At 36.1% G+C, this 23,176-nt stretch carries 23 protein-coding genes; 16 read left to right on the plus strand and 7 right to left on the minus strand.

Annotated elements, in window-relative coordinates; all coding sequences use genetic code 11:
- The first annotated feature begins 6 nt into the window (after positions 1–6).
- From ACN5L8_RS11795 to ACN5L8_RS11810, 4 genes are read left to right on the plus strand one after another with little or no spacing between them, the layout of a single operon-like run.
- Positions 7–1,677: a hypothetical protein gene (locus tag ACN5L8_RS11795; protein ID WP_419173101.1), complete on the plus strand. Its 1,671-nt coding sequence runs from the start codon at positions 7–9 to the stop codon at positions 1,675–1,677.
- Entirely contained in the window at positions 1,677–2,405 is a 729-nt protein-coding gene (locus tag ACN5L8_RS11800; protein ID WP_114705263.1) for a glycerophosphodiester phosphodiesterase family protein, read from the plus strand. The genes ACN5L8_RS11795 and ACN5L8_RS11800 overlap by 1 nt, the downstream gene beginning before the upstream one ends.
- 11 nt (positions 2,406–2,416) lie before the next feature.
- Entirely contained in the window at positions 2,417–3,061 is a 645-nt protein-coding gene (locus tag ACN5L8_RS11805; RefSeq protein WP_114705262.1) for a hypothetical protein, read from the plus strand.
- Position 3,062: 1 nt separating this feature from the next.
- The gene (locus ACN5L8_RS11810) at positions 3,063–3,590 is read left to right on the plus strand and encodes an NUDIX hydrolase (RefSeq protein ID WP_334678189.1); all 528 of its coding nucleotides are present in this window, start codon (positions 3,063–3,065) and stop codon (positions 3,588–3,590) included.
- Positions 3,591–3,592: 2 nt separating this feature from the next.
- Here the strand turns inward: ACN5L8_RS11810 and ACN5L8_RS11815 are convergent, their stop codons facing one another.
- Both ACN5L8_RS11815 and ACN5L8_RS11820 read right to left on the minus strand, forming a co-directional pair.
- On the minus strand, positions 3,593–4,108 hold the full coding sequence (locus ACN5L8_RS11815) for an NYN domain-containing protein (RefSeq protein ID WP_158536717.1): 516 nt from the start codon (positions 4,106–4,108) through the stop codon (positions 3,593–3,595).
- Positions 4,092–8,030, minus strand: a complete 3,939-nt coding sequence (locus ACN5L8_RS11820; protein WP_419173102.1) for a hypothetical protein — start codon at positions 8,028–8,030, stop codon at positions 4,092–4,094. The genes ACN5L8_RS11815 and ACN5L8_RS11820 overlap by 17 nt, the downstream gene beginning before the upstream one ends.
- Before the next feature lie 224 nt (positions 8,031–8,254).
- Here ACN5L8_RS11820 and ACN5L8_RS11825 point away from each other — a divergent pair, with 224 nt between their 5' ends.
- A complete protein-coding gene (locus tag ACN5L8_RS11825; RefSeq protein ID WP_162929658.1) occupies positions 8,255–9,607 on the plus strand; it encodes a hypothetical protein in 1,353 nt (450 codons plus the stop codon).
- A gap of 3 nt (positions 9,608–9,610) precedes the next feature.
- Here the strand turns inward: ACN5L8_RS11825 and ACN5L8_RS11830 are convergent, their stop codons facing one another.
- Together ACN5L8_RS11830 and ACN5L8_RS11835 are read right to left on the minus strand one after the other, a co-directional pair.
- On the minus strand, positions 9,611–11,377 hold the full coding sequence (locus tag ACN5L8_RS11830) for an ABC transporter ATP-binding protein (protein ID WP_120405204.1): 1,767 nt from the start codon (positions 11,375–11,377) through the stop codon (positions 9,611–9,613).
- Between the two features lie 145 nt (positions 11,378–11,522).
- Positions 11,523–11,888, minus strand: a complete 366-nt coding sequence (locus ACN5L8_RS11835; RefSeq protein WP_114705256.1) for a helix-turn-helix domain-containing protein — start codon at positions 11,886–11,888, stop codon at positions 11,523–11,525.
- A 106-nt stretch (positions 11,889–11,994) separates the two neighbouring features.
- Here ACN5L8_RS11835 and ACN5L8_RS11840 point away from each other — a divergent pair, with 106 nt between their 5' ends.
- The 3 genes from ACN5L8_RS11840 to ACN5L8_RS11850 all read left to right on the plus strand — a co-directional run bounded on the left by ACN5L8_RS11840 (position 11,995) and on the right by ACN5L8_RS11850 (position 13,779).
- Positions 11,995–12,618 (plus strand): hypothetical protein, encoded by a 624-nt coding sequence (locus tag ACN5L8_RS11840; protein ID WP_419173103.1) that lies wholly within the window; start codon positions 11,995–11,997, stop codon positions 12,616–12,618.
- A 21-nt stretch (positions 12,619–12,639) separates the two neighbouring features.
- Entirely contained in the window at positions 12,640–13,245 is a 606-nt protein-coding gene (locus ACN5L8_RS11845) for a hypothetical protein (protein WP_419173104.1), read from the plus strand.
- Between the two features lie 102 nt (positions 13,246–13,347).
- Positions 13,348–13,779 carry a DoxX family protein gene (locus ACN5L8_RS11850; protein ID WP_120405201.1) on the plus strand — a complete coding sequence of 144 codons (432 nt, stop codon included), beginning with the start codon at positions 13,348–13,350 and terminating at the stop codon, positions 13,777–13,779.
- Here the strand turns inward: ACN5L8_RS11850 and ACN5L8_RS11855 are convergent, their stop codons facing one another.
- Positions 13,780–14,607, minus strand: a complete 828-nt coding sequence (locus ACN5L8_RS11855; protein ID WP_334678195.1) for an Fpg/Nei family DNA glycosylase — start codon at positions 14,605–14,607, stop codon at positions 13,780–13,782.
- 244 nt (positions 14,608–14,851) lie between these two features.
- On the opposite strand from ACN5L8_RS11855, the gene ACN5L8_RS11860 reads away from it, so the two are divergent.
- Complete coding sequence (locus tag ACN5L8_RS11860; RefSeq protein ID WP_419173105.1) at positions 14,852–15,397, plus strand: hypothetical protein; 546 nt, start codon at positions 14,852–14,854, stop codon at positions 15,395–15,397.
- Positions 15,398–15,598: 201 nt separating this feature from the next.
- Here ACN5L8_RS11860 and ACN5L8_RS11865 read toward each other — a convergent pair whose 3' ends face one another.
- Positions 15,599–16,564 carry a tRNA-dihydrouridine synthase family protein gene (locus tag ACN5L8_RS11865; protein WP_419173106.1) on the minus strand — a complete coding sequence of 322 codons (966 nt, stop codon included), beginning with the start codon at positions 16,562–16,564 and terminating at the stop codon, positions 15,599–15,601.
- 131 nt (positions 16,565–16,695) lie between these two features.
- Between ACN5L8_RS11865 and ACN5L8_RS11870 the strand changes: the two genes are divergently transcribed.
- The 7 genes from ACN5L8_RS11870 to ACN5L8_RS11900 all read left to right on the plus strand — a co-directional run bounded on the left by ACN5L8_RS11870 (position 16,696) and on the right by ACN5L8_RS11900 (position 22,586).
- Positions 16,696–17,481, plus strand: coding sequence for a hypothetical protein (locus ACN5L8_RS11870; RefSeq protein WP_419173107.1), 786 nt, complete (start codon positions 16,696–16,698; stop codon positions 17,479–17,481).
- A 169-nt stretch (positions 17,482–17,650) separates the two neighbouring features.
- Positions 17,651–18,619: a calcium/sodium antiporter gene (locus ACN5L8_RS11875; RefSeq protein ID WP_419173108.1), complete on the plus strand. Its 969-nt coding sequence runs from the start codon at positions 17,651–17,653 to the stop codon at positions 18,617–18,619.
- Positions 18,620–18,744: 125 nt separating this feature from the next.
- Entirely contained in the window at positions 18,745–18,999 is a 255-nt protein-coding gene (locus tag ACN5L8_RS11880) for a hypothetical protein (protein ID WP_120405190.1), read from the plus strand.
- Between the two features lie 305 nt (positions 19,000–19,304).
- Entirely contained in the window at positions 19,305–20,063 is a 759-nt protein-coding gene (locus tag ACN5L8_RS11885; RefSeq protein ID WP_412473609.1) for a hypothetical protein, read from the plus strand.
- A gap of 115 nt (positions 20,064–20,178) precedes the next feature.
- Positions 20,179–20,787, plus strand: a complete 609-nt coding sequence (locus ACN5L8_RS11890) for a hypothetical protein (RefSeq protein ID WP_419173109.1) — start codon at positions 20,179–20,181, stop codon at positions 20,785–20,787.
- 16 nt (positions 20,788–20,803) lie between these two features.
- The gene (locus ACN5L8_RS11895) at positions 20,804–21,433 is read left to right on the plus strand and encodes a metallophosphatase domain-containing protein (protein WP_114705243.1); all 630 of its coding nucleotides are present in this window, start codon (positions 20,804–20,806) and stop codon (positions 21,431–21,433) included.
- Between the two features lie 232 nt (positions 21,434–21,665).
- Positions 21,666–22,586 carry a glutaminase gene (locus ACN5L8_RS11900; protein WP_120405187.1) on the plus strand — a complete coding sequence of 307 codons (921 nt, stop codon included), beginning with the start codon at positions 21,666–21,668 and terminating at the stop codon, positions 22,584–22,586.
- Here ACN5L8_RS11900 and ACN5L8_RS11905 read toward each other — a convergent pair.
- The gene (locus ACN5L8_RS11905) at positions 22,583–22,837 is read right to left on the minus strand and encodes a hypothetical protein (RefSeq protein WP_419173110.1); all 255 of its coding nucleotides are present in this window, start codon (positions 22,835–22,837) and stop codon (positions 22,583–22,585) included. The two genes, ACN5L8_RS11900 and ACN5L8_RS11905, sit on opposite strands and share 4 nt — an antisense overlap.
- Positions 22,838–23,176 lie beyond the last annotated feature (339 nt).

Raw genomic sequence — 23,176 nt, forward strand, 5'->3', positions numbered from 1 at the left:
GAAAGAATGAAAGCACTTTTATTATTCGTATTATGTTTCAGTAGTTTTGCATACGCTCCAGACTGGGGAAGAGATGTTCGATTAGAAAAAGGCGAAAATAGAGAAAACCTATATAAACTTTCAAATGAAGAATTAGAAGAAATAAAAGAGCACGGTATTAAGCATGCTCTTAAATGGCCTGTTGATGTTACAGGTCTTTATATTCCATATGATGCTTTTGAGAATTTCTTTGAATTAAAAGATGAGAAGTTTGTAAACTTTGTTCTAACGACTCTTGGTGAAAAGAAATTTGGAGTAGATAGTGTTGAATCATTTTTTCAATGGTTAGGACTAAACCCATATAACGATGAGAATGCAACTGGCATTTATCGTATCCCATATCCAGATGGAGAAAGACCTGATTACTATATGGGTGCAAGTATTGTGGATACAAAGTGGGGGAAAGGACTTACTTTTAGTTGTGCTACTTGCCACTCTGCAAGCCTATTTGGAACAAGTGTAATGGGGCTAACAAATAAGGCCGTTAAGGCCAACGAGTTATTTGTTAAGGCAAGAAAGCTTCTTCCTTTAATTCCATCAAAAATGTTTCAAAAAGTAACTCATGCAACTGATGGTGAAGTTGAAATGCTTCGTCGCTCTCGTAAGAATATTGGTGCTGTTGGTGCAACTTCTCCAATGGTATTAGGGCTTGATACTTCACTTCCTCAAGTTGCCTTATCTCTTGCTCGTCGTAAGACAGATGAGTATGCGACAAAATCAAAGCTAACTCAAATCTTTCCACGTTTTAATCCACTAGAGACAACAGTTGCTGATTCAAAGCCTGCTGTTTGGTGGAACCTAAAATATAAGACTCGTTGGTTATCTGATGGTTCTATCGTTTCTGGAAATCCAATCTTTACTAATTTCTTGTGGAATGAATTAGGTCGCGGAACTGACTTAAGAGAATTAGAGAAATGGATGCAGGATAATCCTGATATTATTCGTGAATTAACGGCAGCTGCTTTTGCAACAAAGCCACCACGTATTGATGACTTCTTCGATATCTCTCGCATCGATATTAAAGCGGCAAAAAGAGGTGAGGACGTCTATAAGGATCGTTGTCAAAAGTGCCACGGTGAATATCAGAAAAATTGGTCTCTACCATTTTCAGGTCTAATGTCTAAGAGTGAGCAGATCAAAACTCGCAAGGTTATTTATCATGAAGAAACTCCTGTAAAGGATGTTGGAACAGATCCACTTCGTTACGAAGGAATGAAGTATTTTGCTGATGACTTAAATGAATTAAAAATTTCTAAGTGGATGAGAACAGTCGTTGAACCACAAGTTGGATATGTACCACCACCGCTTGATGGGATTTGGTCACGTTATCCATATTTACACAATAATTCGATACCAAACCTATGTGAGTTAATGACTCCTCCAGATCAAAGAGTGAAAACGTTTTATCAGATACCATCTGATGATCCTATCTTAGACTTCAATTTTGAGTGTAATGGTTTTCCTGTTGGAATGGATATCCCTGATGAAAGACGTATTCCAGAAGCTTTCTTTGATACTTCAAGACCTGGTCTTTCTAATTCTGGACATTACTATCGTATCTTCACTGATCGCGATGGGAATGAATTATTAACTCAAGAGCAGAAGGCCGATTTAAGAGTATTTTTAAAGACATTATAATGGAATTTTATCTCGATACTTATATTGCTCACAGAGGGCTTCACTGCCACGAATGCCCGGAATGCCCGGAGAACTCTCTGGCCGCTTTTCAAGAAGCGGTTAACCACGGCTATGCTATTGAGCTTGATGTTCACTTATCAAGTGATGGGCATGTTATGGTCTTTCATGACGAGACCCTGACGCGAATGACTGGCAGCAACGGAAAGGTATCTCAATATACCCTAAAGAGCTTAAAAGAGCTTCGCTTGGCAAAGGGAGATGAGGAAATACCAACTTTAAAAGAAGTCCTCGATCTTGTTCAAGGAAAGGTTCCTCTTGTTATCGAAATTAAAGTTATCGACCACGATGGTGTCTTAGAAGCTGAGGTTATGAAGTTGCTTCATAACTATGATGGAGATTATGCAATTCAGTCATTTAATCCAATGACATTAAAATGGCTTCGCAAGCATTACCCAAGTTTAACGCTGGGGCTTTTAGTTACAAGAGATTTTAGTGATACAAAGCTTAGTCGTCTAAAACAGAGAATCTTGGCCAATATGACTTTTATTCCAGTTATTAGGCCAAATTACATCGGTCTAGATATTGATACTTATTCAAAAATTCAGCTGCAAATTATCAAACGTTTCACTTTCAACCATCTGGTCTTTTGGACTGTCAGAACAAAAGAACAAATGCGGACAGCAAAGCGATTAGGTGCTAATATAATATTTGAGAATATTAAACCTTAATTGAGTCGTTTATGAAGAAGTTCGCATCATTTATTATTGTCGTCGCTATTATCGCTACGGCCTATCTATTATTTCAAAAATTTAATACAGGAAGTGACACTGCTGGTGTTAAGGAAAGTGAAGTCATGGTCGTTGAATTTGAGGACCGTGCCGCACCAAAATTAGATAATGAAGATTCTGATCCGGTAAAAGTTGAGGATGTGGAAGATGAAGTGAGTTCCTCTCGAGAAGGCCTTCTGATCCAATCGGATGAAGAGCTTGATAAAAGACTGGAAGAAAAAGAAGAGGAATTTGATCGTCTTGAAGAGCAATGGCTAAGTGATGTGAAGGATCTTTTCTTAAATGAGCTTCAGTTAACGGAACGTGAATACAAAGATTATCTAAATATGAGAGAAGGACTTTTTAGCGACAAGATTGCTGCTTTTGAAGATATGCATGATCAGCTTGAGGCGAAGTATGGAGAAAACTATACTTATAATCCTACAGAAGAAGAGATGGCCTTTGATCGTGAAATCCAAAAGAAATATGACGAGCTTCTTTTGAGAAAAATCGGTAAAGAAGCTTTTATTAAATACCTTGAACTAAGAGATCGTACTAACGAAAAAATACTAGAGAGCACAAAACAAGACGATGCTGCTCTTCTTATGGAGTTCTAGTTTGGAAAAATGGATTATTAAATCACGTAAGCAAGAGCATCGTGGAAATATTTTTCTTTACGAGACAATTGATGCTCACCATCCGACAAAGCCCATCGCTTGTGGCCCATATGATATTATTCGCCTTGCTGACTGGGTGAATGTGGTGGCCATCACTGAAGATAATAAGATCGTTCTTGTTGAGCAATATCGCTTTGGCATGGATGAGATCACTATTGAGACTCCGGCCGGCGCTATCAATCGAGGGGAAGATCCTCTTGTTGCAGCTAAAAGGGAGCTCGAGGAAGAAACTGGCTATATTAGTGACGAGTGGGAGAGTCTTGGCCGTGTTAGCGTCAACCCTGCTTTTATGACAAATAGTGCTCACTTCTTCTTGGCCAAGAATTGCCGCCCTGATGGAGAGCAAAACTTTGACCCTGATGAAGATATTGAATTAGTGATTAAACCTGTCTCAGAGCTAAAAGAGGTCCTTAAAAACATGGATCACTCACTAAGTGAGCTATGTATTAGCAGGTACCTCTTAAAATAGTTCTATTTCTTATGCTTTCTCTTGTTATTTCTATTTGGACGACTTTGTCCAGGTAGCTCAAACCAATCACTTTCATCGATTTCATGATAGTAATCGGCCTCTTCAACAAGAAGGCCAGATGTTGTTTCAGGAATTGAGGCAATCTCAACACGCACACCTTCAGATCTAAGGTGGCGAACTAGCTCTATATAGTCAGAGTCACCAGATAATATGATGATTGTATCGACTTTTGAGGCAAGTTGAGTTGCTTTAATTGTAAGCGGGATATCTGCACTTTTGTGACAAGGAATAACTGAACCGTAGTAGTGGTTATGTAGTCTCTCTGTCAGCTTTGATGAGATATTCTTACCTTCTCTAAAATAGATTAGGCGATTAAGACCGCGGTTATCTAGTAACTTTGGGATAAGAGTGTCGAAGTTAACCATTGTATTTTGGTTATTTGTGACACTGTGAATGCTTCTTTCAATATTGTTACCGTCGATTAAGATAGCAACAGTTTGATTAATAAAAATTTCCATAAAATGCTTCGCTTTCGTCTGATTGGACATAGTCAGCATGGCATTGTCTGATTTGCTCTACGAGCATATCAGTCGACATCCCTTTAAAGATCTCATTGAGTTCGTCCTCATCAACATCTGTTCTTCCAAGCGCACAAGCTGCTAGCTCTTCTTTAAACATAATTGAAGGATCTTCAGGTTTTCTCTTATCTACAAGGAATTTCAGTAGCTCACTAATATCAAGCCTTTTGGCCTTGAATTTTTTGAAATACTTCTTAAACCAAATATGAGTCCAAGCAACATTAATAACACCTGGGTCTTTATGGTATTTTAGTAGATAAAAGAATGCTGTACGTCCAAAGGTTTTTAATTTTCCTTTAAGTTTCGCAATACTAATAATTGCATTCTTGTATGCTTGTTCATAACCACGATCAAGATCTCCTTGGTCGAGCTTATTATCAGCATTTTTATCAAATCTAATATAAGTTGATTCGATATTTAACATTGCACCGATAACTAGTGTGAAGTCCTTTGTTCTCCACCATACCTTATCGATATCTTCTACACTTCTTGAGAATACTTCGACACCTTCAATAAATTGAACGATGTGCTCTCTACTATTTGCATCCACGTATTCCTTTAGACGTGGGAAATATTTTGAAAGGTTTTCTTCATTCTCTCCAAATAGTTTATCAAAGAATTTCGTACGAATACACTTTGACTCCATAACTTTGAACCCGTTCTCATCAATACGATGTGAACACTCATTTTCAGCGTAGAGATTATCCTCAAGTAGAGAAGTCATCTTTGCTGCTGTAAAGATTAGTTCAATAAACTCACTTACTTCATCAAGGTTAATATAAAGGTCACCACCAGAAGTTGCTTGGAAGAGATCTGATAGAAGTAGGATATTTTCACCAAATGTTTTGAAGTCGTCAGTCCAAAGTCCCATTTCTTCAAGAGCTGCCTTTAAACCAACTAGAGCGTTATTGAGTTGGTTATCTCTTAGGCCTTTCGATACTCTTGGGTTAGTCGTGTCTCCTTCAACAGCGTACCCTTCAAGTACGTAAGGAAGGACATTTCTAAAGAGCATGATTGAGTTAAAACCTGTCTTATTTCTTACGATTTGCGCTTGATAAGTAGGGAAGCCATCTTTATTTCTAAAGTAACGGAAGTCCCTTGCTACCTTTGCAAATTCCTCAGTCAGGATAACGTATGACTTTTTCGTAATTAATTTGTACTCAGGTACTTCTAATTCGGTTGGGAACTCTCTCTGATCAATATAAACTGGGTCAGGAGATTGCATACGATCACTGAAGAATCTAAACGTCGCATCAGAGAATAATTGTGCTTCAATTGCTCCATCGATGATTTCAAAAATACGATCAATAGCATCACTTGAGATCATGAGATCAAAGTTTTCACTTCCCGGAGGATCAAGTTCAGAACAAATCCATTTTGAACTACCTTGCTTATCTGGATCATATGCAGGGTTTGGTTTACATGGAATTGGATACATTAACTCTGATCGAGGAACTGGATCAAAAACTCTTTGAGTGAACTCAATTAGAGTTCTCTTAAAGTTATTCATATTGATAAGATCGGCCTCATCTTTAGGCTTATCTTTTCGACGATTAACTTCTAGTAAGACTTCATTTGCAAAACTTAGAATATCCTTTGCTGAGAAGAAGTCTCTCTTTTCAGTTACTGGGTGAAGGATTGACTTCACCTTACGGATTAACTTTAGAGCAGTTGCCGTATTTTGAACTGAATCAGACTCAATAGAGAAGTCTGTAAAGAAAGCATCATATAATACTTCCGCTAGACCTTCTGACATTTCAGTTAAGTGATATAAGTCGTCTCTATTGATGATTAAGTTATTACCACCAAGTACAAGCCCTTTTAAAGACATTGCTTGAGAGTAGAGTGCTGTATTAAATTCTTTCTTAAATAGGGCCTGAGATTCGTCTAGGCGTAAAATAAGTGACTTGATTAAACCATCTTGATTAACAAAGTCTTTATTAAGTAGGTAATTTGATAGCTCTGCCTTAATTGAAAGGAATCGATTTACATAGTCTTTTTTTGAAACAAGACTTCTTGTCGTCTCCTCTCCATCTTTCATCTTTTTAAAGATTTCAACATTCTCAATATGAAAGTCTAGGAATGCTAAGTAGCGATAGACAATGGCCACAACATTTACTGTCGACTTAAGCTCTTTAAAAGAAAGGTGCTCAACACTTGGTGGAAGACGTAAGATATTATCTTTGTAGTTTCCAACAAGGTTCTTAAGAGCGATTCCTTTTTCTAAGTCTTCAGGCTTTTTAAAGAATTGTTCAATAATATTATTAATATCAGTTACTGTAATAACATTGTCGCTATCTAGTTCATCAAGTAAAAGATCCTGAACTGAGCGAACTTGAGCTAAGAAGAAGTTATTCTTTTCTAAAGATGTTTTTTCAATATAGTCCTTAGAAAGATACATAAGATCAAAGAATAGGGCAGCAAGTGGATCTGTCTTACTTAGAATCGTTAAGAGTTCTGGTAGTTGTAAAACTTCTCTTGTTCCACCTGTTGTTAGTACTTTTAGAGCAAGAAGAGAGTTTGTAAAATCATCTCTAATATCTAATTCGTATAACTCAATAATATCATCTGCAAATTGCAGAATATTCATTTGGTGATCACGAGGAATTGTAATGTCTTCATTTAAAAGCTTCTTAGCATTAGTACTAAGCTTTCCAATTTCTGCACGAAATTCTTTTTTGATTACAACCTTGCGATCAAAGTCTTTATCTTCGATTTCTTTAACTAAGTCAGTTAATATATTTACCGACTCAAATGAGCGAATCCCCACATTAATTAAGCTAAGGGCAAGTTCTACATCAGAGTATGAGAATACTTCTGGATTACCTCTGATTAGATCTCGTTTCGCGTAACGTAGTAATGCTTTTAGTTTTCTATTTGTCTCTTCATTTGTTCCCAGAATTTTTGAGATGATATCATCTGAAGTAAAGAACTCGTCGATGATATTATTGATATCATCAATAGTGATGATATTCTCTTCTTTCTGGTGCTCGTAAACATAGAGTTTTAATTCTTCAATATTATTTGCAAGCTCATTAAAGTAGGCTGAACCATCCTTATAGTATTCTTTCTTTAGGAAGAAGATATCTGCAATATTCTCTAAGAATACTGGTAGAAAAGTAAATAATTGGGCGAATTCATCAGAGTCAATATAGATTCTCGATCCACCAAGAAATAGCTTCTTAGCGAATAGAAGAGAGTTGATAACTTCTTTACCAAGTTTAAAGTCTTTTAGGTCTTTCGTGATATCTAAAATTAGATCCTGAATATCGATGGCCTGTGCAGGACCTGGAATATCTCTTAGAATTACATTGATATTATCTGCAAGAACATTTGATTGTTGTCTCATTTGAGCAGAAAGTTTTTCGTACTCTTTTAAAGTCTCAACTTTTTGCATCTCTTTAACTGTATCAACAATCTTTACACCAGAGCGATTAATCTCTTTTAAGATAGCAAAGAATGAATCAATTTTTGAACGAGACATTTGTCCTGGGGTATCTCTTTGAAGTAGAGAGTTTAATTTAAAGAGTAGATCAAGCCCTTCGATAATATCGTCAGCAGAGCCAGGAGGGTTGTTCATATACTTTCTAGCAAAGCGTACGATGTCTTCTCTAAAGAAGAAGCGCTTGTCACGACTTTCAACATATTTGAACTTATTTAGGGTGTCTTGGACACAATTAAGCTCTTTTTCAATATTAACTTCAAAAATTTTCTTAATTCTATCGGTGTCGATTTTACAACTAGCTGAAATCCCGTCGTACTCAGCGATATCTGCTCCGTCGACTGGGTCATCATTAATAAATCCACATGAGGAAATGAGTAAAGAAATTGCTAGAAAAGCAAAGAAATTACGTAATTTCAATGTGTTAATGTACTTGTTCATGTTGTTCACGATAAAATTCTAGAAAATTTCTAGTTAAATGAAAAGGAATAACCGTATAATTTGTAATGTTTTTGCAATGTGCGTTAAGTTTGTACACATAATCTGACGGATAAGTGTCCAAACTGTTAACACCTAGGGTAATGGCTACTAGGTTGGCTTTAAGTTCTTCTATTTGTGAACCTTTTCTGATTTAATAATCTTTAATGAATAATTTCATCAAAAGATTTACATTACTTTGCTTGTCAATTTCAAGCCTATCTACGCTAGCGCAACTAGATGGAAGCATCTCGTATGAGAAGTTCCAACGCTTAAATGATCCTGCCAAGAAGTCTGAATATGACGATTGGGCCCAAATTGAAGGGAATTATGAATCAAAGATGTGGAATGCAAAAGTATATGGTGAATTTGCAGCTAGGGCCTATGTAAGTAAAGAGGCAGCTTTTAATTTCTCTGCTCCTGAAGCTTATGTTGAGTTTAAAGATGATGAGAATCGTATCAGTGTAGGCCGCCAGTTATTAAGATGGAATGAAAACGAAGACTATTGGTTATTAAATACCTTAAATCCAAATCAAGGCTTCTATCTCTTATCAGAAAAGAAAGAAGGACTAGTTGGGATTCAATACGATCACAAGTTTAATAAGAATATTAACTTCTCAGTATTCTTCTCTTACTTCTTTGTTCCTGGATTAAATCCTAGTCTTGAAGTTGAAGATGGAAATATTACGAGTCGAAGTGAGTGGGTAAGACTTCCTCCAAAGTATACAGTTCTAGAAGGAAATCTTCTTCCTATTTATTACAATATTAATATGCCTAATATCTATAATGATGTTGTTAAAAATAAATCTCTTGGATTTAGGTTATCTGGTTCAAATGAGGAAAGAAACGCTGAGATCTCGGCCTTCTTTATCTATAAGCCACAAAATAGTCTTCAGATGAATGCTGAGGCACGCTTTGATCAAGATAATGATCGTGTTGCAGTTGATGCATCTCCACTTGTAAACCACCATTTATTTTATGGAATTCAATATAAGCAACAACTAGGCGATGTTCAGATGGTTGCTTCAATTGATATGAATGATCCTACAGCAACATTTGGAAACGACTTTAAAGTTGTAGACTTTAGTCGTGAAGAAGATAAGACATTTGAGTCTGACTATTTTGTTATTGAGCCAAACTATGAAAAAGAAAGTTATGCCTCAATCTCATTTAATGTGAATCAAGGTTATTATATGTTTTCTTTAAACTATATTAATCTTCTGACTAATAATCAGCGTGGTTCAGATGACTTCTTCTCTGATACAGCAAAGTGGGCAAGTGCTCTTGGGATGAGAGGGCGTTACTATTTTACTGACTTCATTAATGTAATGGGTGATCTTAAATATGACTTTGAAAGAGAAGATATCATTTTAAAGGCCGAAGCAACTTATGCCTTCTGGGCAGGAAGTGCAAGTGTGAATCTAGGTGCCGAGCTTATTAAGTCGCCAAAGAAGAACTCTTATTGGTCAGCTTATCGAGCTAACGACACCATCTATTCATCACTTCGTTTTGCTTTTTAATTCTTAAACATTTCCAGTTTGAACATTCCATAGCGCACGATAGAGTCCATCTTGTTTAATTAGCTCCTCATGAGTTCCACGTTGTTCAATTCTTCCTTCATTTAATACACAGATTTGATCTGCATGAATAATTGTCGAAAGACGGTGGGCAACCATAACTGTTGTACGACCTTGAGTGATGGTCTTAAGTGATCTTTGAATGGCGGCCTCTGTCTCGTTATCAATAGCGCTTGTGGCCTCATCAAAGATAAATAGCTTTGGATCCTTTAGGATGGCCCTCGCAATTGCAATACGCTGCCTCTGGCCTCCTGAGAGCTTTTGTCCTCTTTCTCCTACTATTGTTTGATAGCCTTGGGGAAGGAGCTCAATAAAGTCATGGGCCTCCGCTAATTTTGCGGCCTTCATGGCATCGACTTCCGTTGCATCATTTGATCCGTAAATAATATTGTCTAGAACAGTTCCGTGAAAAAGGTAAGTGTCTTGTGAAACAAAACCAATATGAGAGCGAAGAGAGTTTTGCTTTAGCTCTTTTAGGTTTCTACCATCAAAGTTAACATGGCCTGATTGAGGATCATAGAAGCGCTGAAGAAGTTTTAGCATTGTACTTTTTCCCGAGCCTGTTGGACCAACAAGAGCAACAGTTTGTCCTGCTTGAATTTTAAGAGTGATATCTTTAAGTCCAGTGTTGTCTTCTTCATCATATTTGAAATTGATATTTTCAAAACTTACTTCACCATCAAAGCTTTCCAATTCTTCTTTTCCATCAATGACTTTAATCTCTGTTTCAAGTAGGTCCATGACACGAGAAGTGGATGCCATTGAACGTTGGTAGAGATCAAAAGTTTCACCCAGGCGAGTTAGAGGCCACAGAAGCCTTTGAACTAAAAAGATTAACACTGAATATGAGCCCACTTCTAATGATCCATCAAAGACTTGAGATGCACCTATTGTTAAAGTGAAAAGAAAACCACATAAAACGGCCATACGAATTATAGGGCTAAATGAAGAGGATACTCTAATGGCCTCTTTATTTGCTCTAGCGTAGCGATTTGATTGTTTTTCGAGACGATTGTATTCAAACTTTTGGGCCACATATGACTTAATAGTCATCATACCTGCAATATTATTTACTAACATACTTGCTAGAAGGCCCGCTTCACTTCTTACATTTTGATAACGTGGCTGAACTTTTCTTTGGAAGTAGAAGCTTCCCCATAAAATGAAAGGTACCGGCGTAAGAGAGAGTAGGGCAATTTGTGGTGATAAGTAAAAGAAGATTGCACCAATAGAGACAACTGTTGTTAGTGTTTGAATAATATCATTTGCACCAATATCAAGAAATCTCTCTAGCTGATTAATGTCATCATTTAAAACAGTCGTTAAATTCCCTGAATTCTGTTCTTGATAAAAAGAAATATGAAGATTTTGAAGGTGATCATAGGCTTCCATTCGAAGGTCGTGTTGAACTTCTTGCGCCAGACCTCGCCACCATACTTTTAAGAGGTATTCAAAGAGTGATTCTAGTGCCCAAATAATAAAAGTTAAAATGGCCAAGATATAGATCTGATGGATCTTATCACTAATTCCCATCTCTGCTAAAAAAGATTCCTCTTGTTTAACAACGGTATCGACAGCAAGACCTATTAATAGTGGTGGAGCAATATCGAAAATTTTATTGAGAATAGAAAAAGTTGAGGCCGTATAAATTTGGCCTTTTTTATTGTTAAAATGATTAATTAATTTACGTAAAGGTGAGGATTGTGAATTCATTATATATGTTCCTAGTCATAAAATCTGTACTGGACGAATTATGCCTGAAACTTATATACTTGAAAAGTTCCCCGCCAATCTCATTAGTATAGAATCGTTGTGCTTGAGAGATTGACGAGGGTGAAATGCGTAGTCTAGCTAGACCCTAGACTACGTAATTACTAGCAAATTCGAAATTTCTTTTAATTTCCTTGCCATTGTCGCTAGAAACTCTCTGAGAACTTTCTTCCTGCTCGCCCTCAGCTTCTGCGAAGTAATTATCAATCGTCTCTGCATAATCTTTTAGCAGAGTTTCCCTTAGTTCTTCTTTTGATACTTTTAAGACATCACAAATAGAATTTAGTGATCTTAATGGAACAGAACAAAGTCCTCTTTCAATATTGCTGATAAATTGACCGTTCTTGTAACCTAGTCGATAAGATAAACCTTGTTGAGATACCTTAGGTGACAAGCTGCGTCTTCTTTGTTTAATCAATTTTGCAATGTTCTCAAAAACTCTTTTCTCTTTCATTGTATTAACCTCCAGTTTTATCGATTACCAAGAATTGTTATTTGGTACTCAATAATGATATTATGTTTAGGCAATATTATTTACTTACAAATACGTAAGGTTTATTATGGCAATAAAATTAATGGCTTATACGCCAAATCAAAAGAAAATCTTTAGAGAATCGGCAATAGAATCCATTTGTAGTGCCAATTTTGTGTATTTAGATGAGCTTCCTTATGATCTGGGGCCTGGTGAAATCCTATTTGTTGAGCTCGATGAAGTTACAGATGAGCTTCTGGATGAGGTTCAATACACAAAAGTTAAGTTCTTATTCTTAACTGACACGCTGCAAGGGGATAATATCGGCCGATTTATTTCGCTAGGGGGCAATTGCCCTATTATGAAAAGCTTAAGTGAAGAAGATTTTATTTCAGAAATCATAAGACGAATTCATCAAAAGGAAATGTTTAAATTACTACACTTGGTGAGTCCAACTGATGTTGAATTATTTAGATTTATTCACCGAGCGGGTAATGGAGAAAAGTCAAAGTTAAGTGAATTAATTTTTGGCTCCACAAGTGAGAGTACTATTGATGTCAACTTAAGTCGTTTAAGAAAAAAATTAAGGGACCCAAATGTTGGAAATGACTTCTTTAGAATCATTACTAAAAATGGACGACTTTACATTGTGAGTTGTCTGACTAATTATGAGATTCCAGGACACTTATTAAAGAATGAAACTAAAAAATAATTTGAGATGACAATGAGATTAATGGCCTACACTGCAAATGAAAACAAACTATATCTAGAGGATAAGATTGAAGAAAAGAGCGGCCTTAAAATTGAGTATATTAAAAAATTTCCTAAGTATAATGGCGTTGGTGAGTTACTTATTCTCGATCTAGATGATGAGTCGATAGAGTTTAAAGATAAATTAATTGATGAGATTCAATATATTGATGCAAACTTTGTCTACTTAGTAGGGGACTTCTTTGGGGATCGAAACAAGCGTATTATTCATATGGGTGGAGAGCTCTTTACTTTTAAAAGTTTAAATGACTCAGACTTTATCGAAGTTCTTTTTAATCGTCTCGTTACTTTAGAAATCTATAAATTATTCTCTATCATCGGACGCACTGACATGGACCTCTTTAGGGCCATTAATCGTGCCGGTAATGGAGAAAGAGAAATTATATCAAAAAGTCTCTTTGGTTCTTCTAGTGAAAATACAATTGATGTGAATTTAAGTCGTTTACGTAAAAAGCTACGTGATCCTGAAATTGGAAATGACTTCTTTCGTATTATTACAAAATCTAGACGCTTCTATCTTGTAAACCAATTAAATGGTTATGAGATACCTGAAGACTTACTTATCTAATAAAAGAGTAAGTACATTAGTCGTAAATCTTTAAGTAAATTAAGTACAACTTTTCTTCCTTCACCGAAATAATTCCTTAATAACTATAATTAGGAGATTCCGATGAAGACGAAGTTACCAACTATAGCGCGATTAATTCTTGGTTTTTTATTTGTATTTTTTGGAATAGCGGGACTTTTTAATCTCCTTCCACCGCCAGAGAATATGCCTAAGGATCTTCAAACTTTTATGGGAGGTCTTGTTGCTGCCAAGTATTTCTTTCCGCTTTTAAAAATAACAGAAATAACTTGTGGTGCTCTTCTTATGATTGGAGTCTTCGTTCCATTGGCCCTTGTTGTTCTTGCACCAATTATTCTCAATATATTGCTTGTGCATATTGTGCTGGATCCATCTGGACTTCCTATTGCAATCGTTTTGGTCGTTTTAGAAATCTACTTAGCTTTCTTTAGTAAGCCTTACAGTGATATTGTTAAACAGATTTTTCGTTGTCCATTAAAAGAAGAATTAGATAAAAAGAAGCAACAAGAAGGTTGATTATTTCTGACACTTTGGACAGTAGTAAGTTCCTCGCTGAGCAAGAGTGATCTTCTTAACTTCTGTCTCTTTACATAGGCCACAAACCTTTTGATAAAAGACAACAAGGTTTTTTACACCTTCACCTTTTTCACCAAAGGCATCTTGATAGCCACCAGAAAAAGTTGTACCACCTGTGCTGATGGAATCATCGAGAACAATCTTTACGGCCATATAAACTTTTTCAAGCTCAAGCTTCGTTAGGGTCTTCATTCTTCGCGTTGGACGAACTCCTGCTCTTGCACAAATTTCGCTGGCCATATAATTGCCAACACCGGCAAAGAAGTTTTGCTCTAAGAGAAATGGTTTTAACACTTTATTGGGACGCTCTTTTTTTAGCATCAAAAGATAATCAAGAGTGAATTCTTCTTTTGATACATCAGGGCCTAAGCGTGTAAGCCATGTGGCCTCATTTGGTGGAGAGTAGAGGTGAAAGACACCAAAGCGGCGAGGGTCAATGTAGCCTAGATGAATTGGCCCTTTTGCATTTGTCCCAATGAGTTTTACATGAGTATGCTTTTCAGTAATCTCTTCCGTTGCAATTCGCCACGACCCCGACATTCCCAGCCCTGAAATCGCACGCCACTCATTCCCATCTTGATCCTCAAAGAAAAAACGCAGAACCTTTCCCTGGCGCTCCACACGCTCAAGAGTCATGCCCTTAGGATTGAAGTCCTTATCCTTAACAATGGAATCACTCACATCAGAGTATGCGACTTCCTCGATCTCCATTGGGAGAACGTGAGAGAGTTGTGATTTGATGGTTTCGACTTCGGGTAACTCAGGCACTTTTTAATTCCTTTTTTATGTGGGCAGAAGTTTATCACTATGGTCATTTTTTTTGAATTTTTTTCTCTTGAGAGTGGGTGGAGGTTCGCGTTGTAAGGTGTTCATTTTGTTATTCACTTCATTGTTACAGTGCTGGTATGTGCTTGAAATTATTGAGGTTGTCTTCGGTGAATATATTAAGTTTAGATTAAGAAGTGACGAAGTGTAGCTATCTATTATTCATTTATATCTTAAGAGGGATAATATGAATCTACTATTACGTCTTGTGCTATTTAATTTTCTAATTGTGACCAATGCTCAATATTCATTCGGTGATACACAGTCTGCTTTAGAAGTAAGAGAAAAGACTAAAGAATATCTTTCTTCACATAAGCAATTATTAAAAGCAATAACTGAAGTCTATGATGGTTATGACTTACTAAATGAATCTTTGCAAAGTTTTAAAAATACTAAAACCGGTTATGGAACTGTCGATAGTCCTGAGGATTGGATTAAAGCAAGGAGAAAAATTAATAGTGCTAAGTCATGTTCAAAATTTGTTGCTTATAGTATCGAAAATGGTAGGAGAATATTTAAAATCGTTCGTAAAGAAATTTCTAATTATAAAGATGCTATAGGTATTAATGAGCTTCATGACTTTAAAGTTTTGATGAACCGTAAATATCGTAAGGCTATTCAGAAAGGAATTAATGAGGTTCCATTTGAAGAGTCATATAAATTGTGCACTTTTAATGTTGATACAAAAACAATTGATGTAGTAATAAAGAATTATGCTGAATATAAGAAATAAACAAGGTTCCAAGCTCTTTTTCTTGAATCCAGATAGGTGCTTTTTCGTTGACCACGCGTAAAGAAATAGCATCTGGAACAAAAAAATTCTCTATCCTTATGGTAAGTTAGTTAAACGTGGTTATTGCAAATAACTAGAGATCATTTTGTAACATAGGGGGCGAGTTTTTTCGATGTCTGTCAGTTACTTAAGGACTATGTTTTAATCCAAAAAGTCGGGATTCAAATCTTGCTCAAAGGCCCATTCAACAATGTCATTATAATGCTCGATGGATTTTGCCTTTTTAACTTTCTTATAAACTTTGTGCTCATTCTCAAAGATATCTTTGAAGTAGAGCCAATGACCTCGCATTTTTTGTAGGTAGTCTGATTTGGCATTGTCCATTGAGAGGTATTCTTCGCTCATAAGTTTATGCATTTCAATGAACTTTGCCAGATAGGTTTGTTCATTAAATTTTGACCCCTTGATCTGGGCCATAAGGGCCGGGTTTGAAAGGCCTGCGCGTCCTACCATCCAGCGATTAATCTGAGGAAATCTGGCCTTGTATGCCTTGAAATCTTCTACTGTATTGATATCTCCGTTATAGCAGGGAGTTGTATTTAATAGAGGTAAGCACTCTTCAAAGGCATCAAGATCCACGCCACCAACATAAATTTGTTTTCCGTAGCGAGCATGAATTGTGAAGTCATTGATTTCTAATTTGTTGATCATGGGAATGATCTCTTTGATCTCGGAGACATCCTCACGTCCAAGGCGAATCTTAACTGAAAACTCGATGGGACACTTTTCTTTGATTCCTGTTAAAAGCTTTTCCACTTTATCTGGATGAAGAAGAAGGCCTGAGCCTTTGGTCCTATTGGCAACCATTGGGTAAGGGCAGCCCATATTTAAATTCACTTTTTTAACACCAAAGTCTTTATAGATATTGGCCACATAGAGGAATTGATCAACTTCCTTTGTGAGAATTTGGGCCGTGGTGGGAAGAAGGTTCTTTTCTGGAAGAACATCGTGAAGTTGGCGCTTATTGAGTTCGTTTGTTTGCTTTGTCACAATATAAGGAGCGATGGCACTATCAGCGCCAGAAAATGTCTGCTCCAAAGCATTGCGATAAACGTAGTTGGTTACACCACGAATCGGGGCGAGAACCAGGTGATCATTAAAACTCATAGTTCATTTTCTACACCAAATTTATGCCTTTGGTATAGAAGAATTAAGGGACTAGGTGCTTTTCTTTACGCAAGCTCAAGGAAAAGGCATAATGAAGCAGAGAATTTTGTTTCATTTACTTAGGTGACTCTATGAAAAATAATTTATTGGTATTTGGCGCTGGCAATCTCGGAGAGAAAGTTGCAACTCTTTGGAAAGAGAGATTTCCTGGTGAAGAAGTATTTGGTGTCACTAATACAACTAGAAAACATTCGCAGCTTAGCTCAAAAGAAATCACTCCTCTTTGTTATGGCGAAAAGCTTCCGAAAGTTTCAAATATTTTATTTTCAATACCTCCAAAAGATAACTACTCTGAGCTCGTAGAGGAAGCTTTTAAGTGTTGGGATGAGTCTGGTAATTTTCTATTTATTTCTTCGACTTCTGTTTATTTGGAAAGTAATGGAGGAGTTGTAAATGAAAACTCAAAGGCAAATCCTGAGCATCGCTTATTTTCAGTTGAAGAGATGGTTATTGATAAAGGTGGTTGTGTTTTAAGATTGGCCGGACTCTATGACAAACACAGAGGCCCTCATCTGTATTTAAAAAATAAGATGAAACTTAGCTCATCAAAAGACTCACTACTTAACTTAATCCACACCCAAGATGCCGCTGAGCTATCAGTAAAGGCCCTTGAAAGTGGATCGAAAGGTACAAGATACCTAGGATGTGACGGAAGTCCTATGACGAAGAGTGAATTTGCAAAAATCGTTTTAGGTGAACAGGCCAGTGGTGTTGATTATTCTAGTCAGAACTCTAATAGTAAGATGTGCAATAATGAATGGACTCGTAAGACATTAAATTGGCACCCTCAATGGCTAGACTTTAAAGCATGGAGCCAGGACATTCTAAAGAAAACTTTGAAACAGCTCTTTATGTAATTTCAATACTTAAGTTAGTTATATCTTATAGAGTTGAGCTTGTTCTCTTTCACTGGGGTACTTATTTTAATAGAATGTTGCACTTAGATCACTTTATGCAGACAAATAGATGCTTATCATGCAAAATTATATGTACTAGTTTTGGAGCTTTTATTTTAAAGAGGTTTAAGTGTTAACTTTTATTATTGCTGTTATCGTTGGTCTTGTATTTCTTGTTTTAAGTGCTGATAAGTTTGTAGAAGGTGCATCAAGTGTCGCAAGATATTATGGTATGTCTCCACTCCTTATTGGTATGGTGATAATTGGCTTTGGTACTTCTGCCCCAGAGATGGTTGTTTCAGCTCTTTCATCAATTCAAGGAAATCCTGGAATCGCCATTGGTAATGCTTATGGTTCAAATATTGCAAATATTGCTTTAATACTTGGGCTTACATCTCTTATTGTTCCAATTTCAGTGCATTCACAAGTCCTAAAAAAAGAGTTACCGATACTTCTCTTTATAACTGTTGTAAGTATTGGGGTACTAATAGATTTAAATCTATCGAGGTTTGATGCGGTAATATTACTCATTACATTTATAGGAATAATAGGATGGACGATAAGAGAAGGCTTAAGAAATAAAAAAGATGCTTTGGCCAAGGAGATAGAAATTGAATTAAGTAATACCCATATCCCAATAAAGAAGTCTTACTTAATGCTTGTTGGTGGACTTATATTTCTAATTTTAAGTTCACGACTTTTAGTCTATGGAGCAGTCGGAATTGCACATGGTTTAGGAGTATCAGATATTATTGTCGGCTTAACAGTTGTTGCAGTTGGGACTTCTCTTCCTGAACTTGCATCTTCTATTATAGCGGCTAGAAAGGGTGAGTCTGACATTGCTCTTGGAAATGTTCTCGGATCAAACCTATTTAATACCCTTGCTGTTGTGGGAATTTCAGGAGTAATTCATCCTATAATAATTGAAAAAGAAATCTTTTTTCGTGATATAGGTGTTATGTCTATTCTTACCTTGTCCTTATTATTATTTGGATCTGGATTTAAGAAACAAGGTAAGATCAGTAGAGTTGAGGGAGGCTTCCTTTTGACTTCATACATCGTTTATACTGTTTATTTGATTACTACTATAGCGAAGTAAGTATGATCATTTGTTTATAAGAAACCTTATAAATTCTACACATCTCATAATGTTTAAGTACTTCGTCTTGTGATCCTGCTATCTATAGGTCTATATAAAACAAAACATTAGATTGAGAGAATATTATGAAAAAAATTATTATGGCGATTTGTTTACTTACTTCAAGTATGTCTTTAGCAACATCTGAAGTGAAACTAGTTGAGATCCTTGAGTCAGCATTACGCTTTGATGGATATGTTGAAATCGCGAAGGTCTCAAAACTTGGATCATATACTATTGTTGATTTCTACGTAGGAGCCTACGGAGAAGAGCGTCCAACTCAGTGTATTCTGAAGGATGATAATCTACTTGAATGTAAAGACAATTGGTTCAAGCTATAAGTCTAATAAAATAAATTTCTTAAGGAGTGTAGTATATCTAGCTGCACTTCCATGTTTTTTTCCACAATTTAATAAATTCAAAATGTTACAACAGTATCCTTTAGAAACTAATAGAGACCACCAAAAACTTGGCATATAAATATTTATAGTCCCGTATGATAAGTCTTATTATCTTATTGAGTCTCAGTCATTTTAAATACTTAATGTTTTCTAAATAAAAAACCGATAAAGAGTGTTAGAATAAAAATTGTGGTGAAAATGCATGATGATAAGCCTTTATATAATGGCGTTTAATTGGGGACATTATGAAACGATTTTTAATTTGCATAGCCTTCTTTCTATTTCAATCGCTAAATGTTCAAGCTATCTCTGATGCACAAATAAAAATGGCCAGAGAGATTCAACATGCTTGCCAGTCTAAAACCAATTCTATTGATCGTAGTAGGTGTCAATTAGAGTATCGAGTTAACTTAGTTGAATCAAAATGTGGACGAAATAATGATGGACGAGTTGAAGGAAGTATCGTTGAAGGTGAAATAAAGTGTGGAGCAGAAATTCCTTCTTCTACTTCTAATAACGAAGTCTCAAGCAAGCCTAGGCCACTTCCAAGAAAAGGTAAGTGTTCTTACTCAACGGACTATGCTTGTGAAGCATTTGACTTCAGAATGGATCGTTGCTTGAAGTCTTCAAATAATAATAAGTATTGTAAGGATATTTCTCATAAGTTTGCACTTAAGGCCCAAGTTCATGAAGAGTTAGGTGAAGATGGAATGAAAGCTTACGATCGTTGTCTAAATATGGACGATACTTCTCCAGATGAATGTGCAAAATTTGCGAAATTCTATTTAGATGAACAGAAGAAGAGTCGAGAAGCTCAGTCTTCCAATACCGAGTGTTCTGAGTTTGCAGTTGGTGTACGTAATGTAAATTGTCACGGTTTTGAATATCAACGTGTTGATAGTGATTTGGCAGATATTTCAAGACATGTGGGAAAAAGTATAGAGGACTCAGGAATTACAAGAAGAGAAATTGGAAGAGATTCCTTTCGCTCTGAAAGCCAGTAGATGACAATTATTGAAATAAGTACTCTTTTAAACCTCATAAACCTTGTAATAACAACACTTTAAAAGTGCGAGTTTTTTACTAAGGTATTTTGTTAATTTAACCGATAAGTTGCTTATGAAAAGAATCAGTATATTTATCCTTCTAATAAGTGCAACGACGGCCATGGCCAGAAACGAAGTGGATCATCATAAGAATTCACAAAAATGTCCTAGTGGCTATCTCTATAAATTGACTGAAATAAATAGTACAAATAAGACAACCACTTTTAGCTGTGTTGCTGACTCTGGTAAGGTACATCCTGATTATAAATTTCGAATTGCTAACTGGAGAAGTGGTGACTATCTTCTAGAACAGAATATTGGCAAAATTAAAACTCGTTTTACTTATAATAACGAAGGAAAAGTAAATAGCGTCACACAATCAATTGATGGAGTCGACTTTTCAAATAAGTGTAACTTTCGATATGAAGATGGAAATCTTGTTCCAGCAAAAGATGATAAGTGTAGTGAAGTTCAAAGTGAATTTGGTAATATGACTGCTTCAATCAAACACGAAGTATTCTGTGAGCCAAATGCAACTGAATCTGCATGTACAACAGGTGATGGGCGTGTTTTTCGACCTTCTACAAAAGAGACAGGTGTTCTTCGCTATTTTTACGAAAAAGGCCACGTTGTCGATGAGGTTCAGGTTGATCCAAAAACGGGGAAAGCTCTTTCACAATAGTTGAAACTTCAACCTTATGAAACTCGTATTTTTTTCAGATACTCATAATCAGCATGACAAAGTTCCATTAGAAAGTGGGGATATTCTTTTTCATTGTGGAGATTTCACAAGAAAGGGAAGTCTTGATGATGTTAAAAGTTTTGCTCGTTTTGTCGGAATGCAAGACTTCAAATATAAGGTTGTCATTGCTGGTAATCACGATTTTTCTTTTGAAGATGATAGAAAAATAGAAGCAGAAAATATTCTAAAAGAGCATGGTATTATTTATTTAAATGATTCTTTAGTGGAGCTTGATGGCCTAAAAATATGGGGCTCTCCCATAACTCCTATGTATCATAATTGGGCCTTTATGAGAGAGCGTGGAGAAGAAATACAAAAACATTGGGAGCTCATTCCAAATGATGTGGATATCATTCTAACTCATGGCCCACCGGCCAATATTATGGACCTTTGCTACAACGGTGAGCGTGATGGCTGTCATATTCTCTTAGAGAAGATCTTAGAAATTAAACCAAAGATTCATGCCTTTGGGCACATTCATGAAGAGTATGGAGTCTTGGAGCAAGATGGGATTAAGTTTATCAATGCTTGTAGCCTCGATGAGAAATACATCTATCAGAATAAACCAATTATCGTAGAGATTTAGAAACACTTAGAAAATAAAAAGGCCCTGTCATAAAAGAGAGGGCCTTTTTGTTAAGCCGCACACGCAACGGAGTACTGTACGCAGAGTGATCATTCTCCAACAAGAACTTGCACTAAAGATATCTTAGCACCAAAACAAATTCATAATTTTAATTTAAGCTTAATTTTTACTTAATAGTATATAGTTTTTACCCTGGAATTGACTAAGCAGGCCATTTCAATTTGAATGCGCTATGGAAGAAAAATACACACAAATCCTTGAAAGAATTTATTCAGAAATATCTCCTCTAATCACAAGAGGTAAGGTTGCTGACTATATACCTGAACTTGGTAAAGTTGATCCTAACCAATTTGGAATGTCTGTTTGTACCAATAGTGGACATGAGTATATAATTGGAAATTCTCAAAAGTCTTTTTCTATTCAATCTATTTCAAAAGTATTTACTCTAGTATTGGCCTACTCAAAGCTTGATGGAAAGTTGTGGGAACGTGTTGGCCGAGAGCCTTCTGGAACAAGATTTGATTCTCTCGTGTTATTGGAAAATGAAGAAGGTATTCCTCGTAATCCATTTATCAATGCTGGTGCAATTGTTGTGGTCGATATTCTTCTTGATCTCTACGAAGATCCTATAAATGAAGTCTTAAAGTTTGTGCGTGAATTAAGCGGAAATGAAGATATTTATATTAATGAAAAAGTTAGAGACTCTGAGCTCGAATGTGCTAATCGAAATTATGCTCTTACTTATTTTATGAAAAGCTTTGGTAATATTCGTAATGATGTCTCTACAGTAATCGAAGCCTATACTTCTATATGCTCAATTGAAATGTCATGTGTTGATCTTGCAAGATCATTTAGACTTTTTAGCTCAAATGGAGAGAATCCGTGGAATGGAAAGAGAATCTTAACAAAGAGCCAGAATAAGCGCATGAATGCCATAATGATGACTTGTGGCCTTTATAATTCAGTCGGTGATTTCGCTTACCGAGTTGGTATACCTGCTAAGTCAGGAGTCGGTGGTGGAATTGTTGGTGTAATTCCAAATGAGATGTCCATTTCAACATGGTCTCCATGTCTTGATAAAACAGGCAATTCTCTTGCCGGTATTAAGGCCTTAGAGCTCTTTACAACATATTCTGAGCAATCAATTTACTAGTTCTCATACCAACGATAGAAGCCCTTATGAGATCGGTCTCTCTTTGGGAAATACTGATCTCTTCTTTCTTTAAGTTGATCACAGTCGAGGTCTTCTTTTAAAGGAATTAAGTATATTGGACTTTTTGAGAGGTCTGGATTTTGAATAGGGTTGCTCTCTGTAACAAGATCATCCTTAGAAGCACCAATAATATATTGCTGAGAACGGTCTCTTACAAATCCAGCTAAAATTCCATTTTTCATTTTCTTCATATCGTATGAAAAAATCTCTTTTCTAGCGATATATAACTCTTCATCGACAAATGGTTTAAATGTTAAGTTGACTGTAACTCCAGGCTTGCCGTCTTCATCATCATCTGTAAAGCGAGGATCATTAGGCTCGGATGGAAAGTCTTCTCGATAATCATTTAGGTCAACTCCTAAAAGGGTTGGAGTTTTAGGGCGATGAATAAGCAGCTCTCCATTTTTTCAATCTTTGTACTTGCTGAAGAGGCAAGCCCCAGAGTCATTACTAAGACTATTTTTATGATGCTATTCATTATGTTCTCCTTAATCATCATTTTCTACAATTTTTACTGAGATATTTCTATT

The organism is Halobacteriovorax sp., assembly GCF_048381875.1.
In the GTDB taxonomy this organism is placed as follows: Bacteria; Bdellovibrionota; Bacteriovoracia; order Bacteriovoracales; family Bacteriovoracaceae; genus Halobacteriovorax_A; species Halobacteriovorax_A vibrionivorans.

What these genes read in the sequence shown, in the direction of transcription:
- ACN5L8_RS11895 (WP_114705243.1), top strand. Translation starts at nt 20,804, where the DNA reads ATGAAACTCGTATTTTTTTCAGATACTCATAATCAGCATGACAAAGTT.
- ACN5L8_RS11905 (WP_419173110.1), bottom strand. Translation starts at nt 22,837, where the DNA reads ATGAAGAAAATGAAAAATGGAATTTTAGCTGGATTTGTAAGAGACCGT.
- ACN5L8_RS11880 (WP_120405190.1), top strand. Translation starts at nt 18,745, where the DNA reads ATGAAAAAAATTATTATGGCGATTTGTTTACTTACTTCAAGTATGTCT.
- ACN5L8_RS11850 (WP_120405201.1), top strand. Translation starts at nt 13,348, where the DNA reads ATGAAGACGAAGTTACCAACTATAGCGCGATTAATTCTTGGTTTTTTA.
- ACN5L8_RS11835 (WP_114705256.1), bottom strand. Translation starts at nt 11,888, where the DNA reads ATGAAAGAGAAAAGAGTTTTTGAGAACATTGCAAAATTGATTAAACAA.
- ACN5L8_RS11815 (WP_158536717.1), bottom strand. Translation starts at nt 4,108, where the DNA reads ATGGAAATTTTTATTAATCAAACTGTTGCTATCTTAATCGACGGTAAC.
- ACN5L8_RS11830 (WP_120405204.1), bottom strand. Translation starts at nt 11,377, where the DNA reads ATGAATTCACAATCCTCACCTTTACGTAAATTAATTAATCATTTTAAC.
- ACN5L8_RS11805 (WP_114705262.1), top strand. Translation starts at nt 2,417, where the DNA reads ATGAAGAAGTTCGCATCATTTATTATTGTCGTCGCTATTATCGCTACG.
- ACN5L8_RS11795 (WP_419173101.1), top strand. Translation starts at nt 7, where the DNA reads ATGAAAGCACTTTTATTATTCGTATTATGTTTCAGTAGTTTTGCATAC.
- ACN5L8_RS11800 (WP_114705263.1), top strand. Translation starts at nt 1,677, where the DNA reads ATGGAATTTTATCTCGATACTTATATTGCTCACAGAGGGCTTCACTGC.
- ACN5L8_RS11845 (WP_419173104.1), top strand. Translation starts at nt 12,640, where the DNA reads ATGGCCTACACTGCAAATGAAAACAAACTATATCTAGAGGATAAGATT.
- ACN5L8_RS11825 (WP_162929658.1), top strand. Translation starts at nt 8,255, where the DNA reads ATGAATAATTTCATCAAAAGATTTACATTACTTTGCTTGTCAATTTCA.
- ACN5L8_RS11865 (WP_419173106.1), bottom strand. Translation starts at nt 16,564, where the DNA reads ATGAGTTTTAATGATCACCTGGTTCTCGCCCCGATTCGTGGTGTAACC.
- ACN5L8_RS11870 (WP_419173107.1), top strand. Translation starts at nt 16,696, where the DNA reads ATGAAAAATAATTTATTGGTATTTGGCGCTGGCAATCTCGGAGAGAAA.
- ACN5L8_RS11900 (WP_120405187.1), top strand. Translation starts at nt 21,666, where the DNA reads ATGGAAGAAAAATACACACAAATCCTTGAAAGAATTTATTCAGAAATA.
- ACN5L8_RS11860 (WP_419173105.1), top strand. Translation starts at nt 14,852, where the DNA reads ATGAATCTACTATTACGTCTTGTGCTATTTAATTTTCTAATTGTGACC.
- ACN5L8_RS11890 (WP_419173109.1), top strand. Translation starts at nt 20,179, where the DNA reads ATGAAAAGAATCAGTATATTTATCCTTCTAATAAGTGCAACGACGGCC.
- ACN5L8_RS11885 (WP_412473609.1), top strand. Translation starts at nt 19,305, where the DNA reads ATGAAACGATTTTTAATTTGCATAGCCTTCTTTCTATTTCAATCGCTA.
- ACN5L8_RS11840 (WP_419173103.1), top strand. Translation starts at nt 11,995, where the DNA reads ATGGCAATAAAATTAATGGCTTATACGCCAAATCAAAAGAAAATCTTT.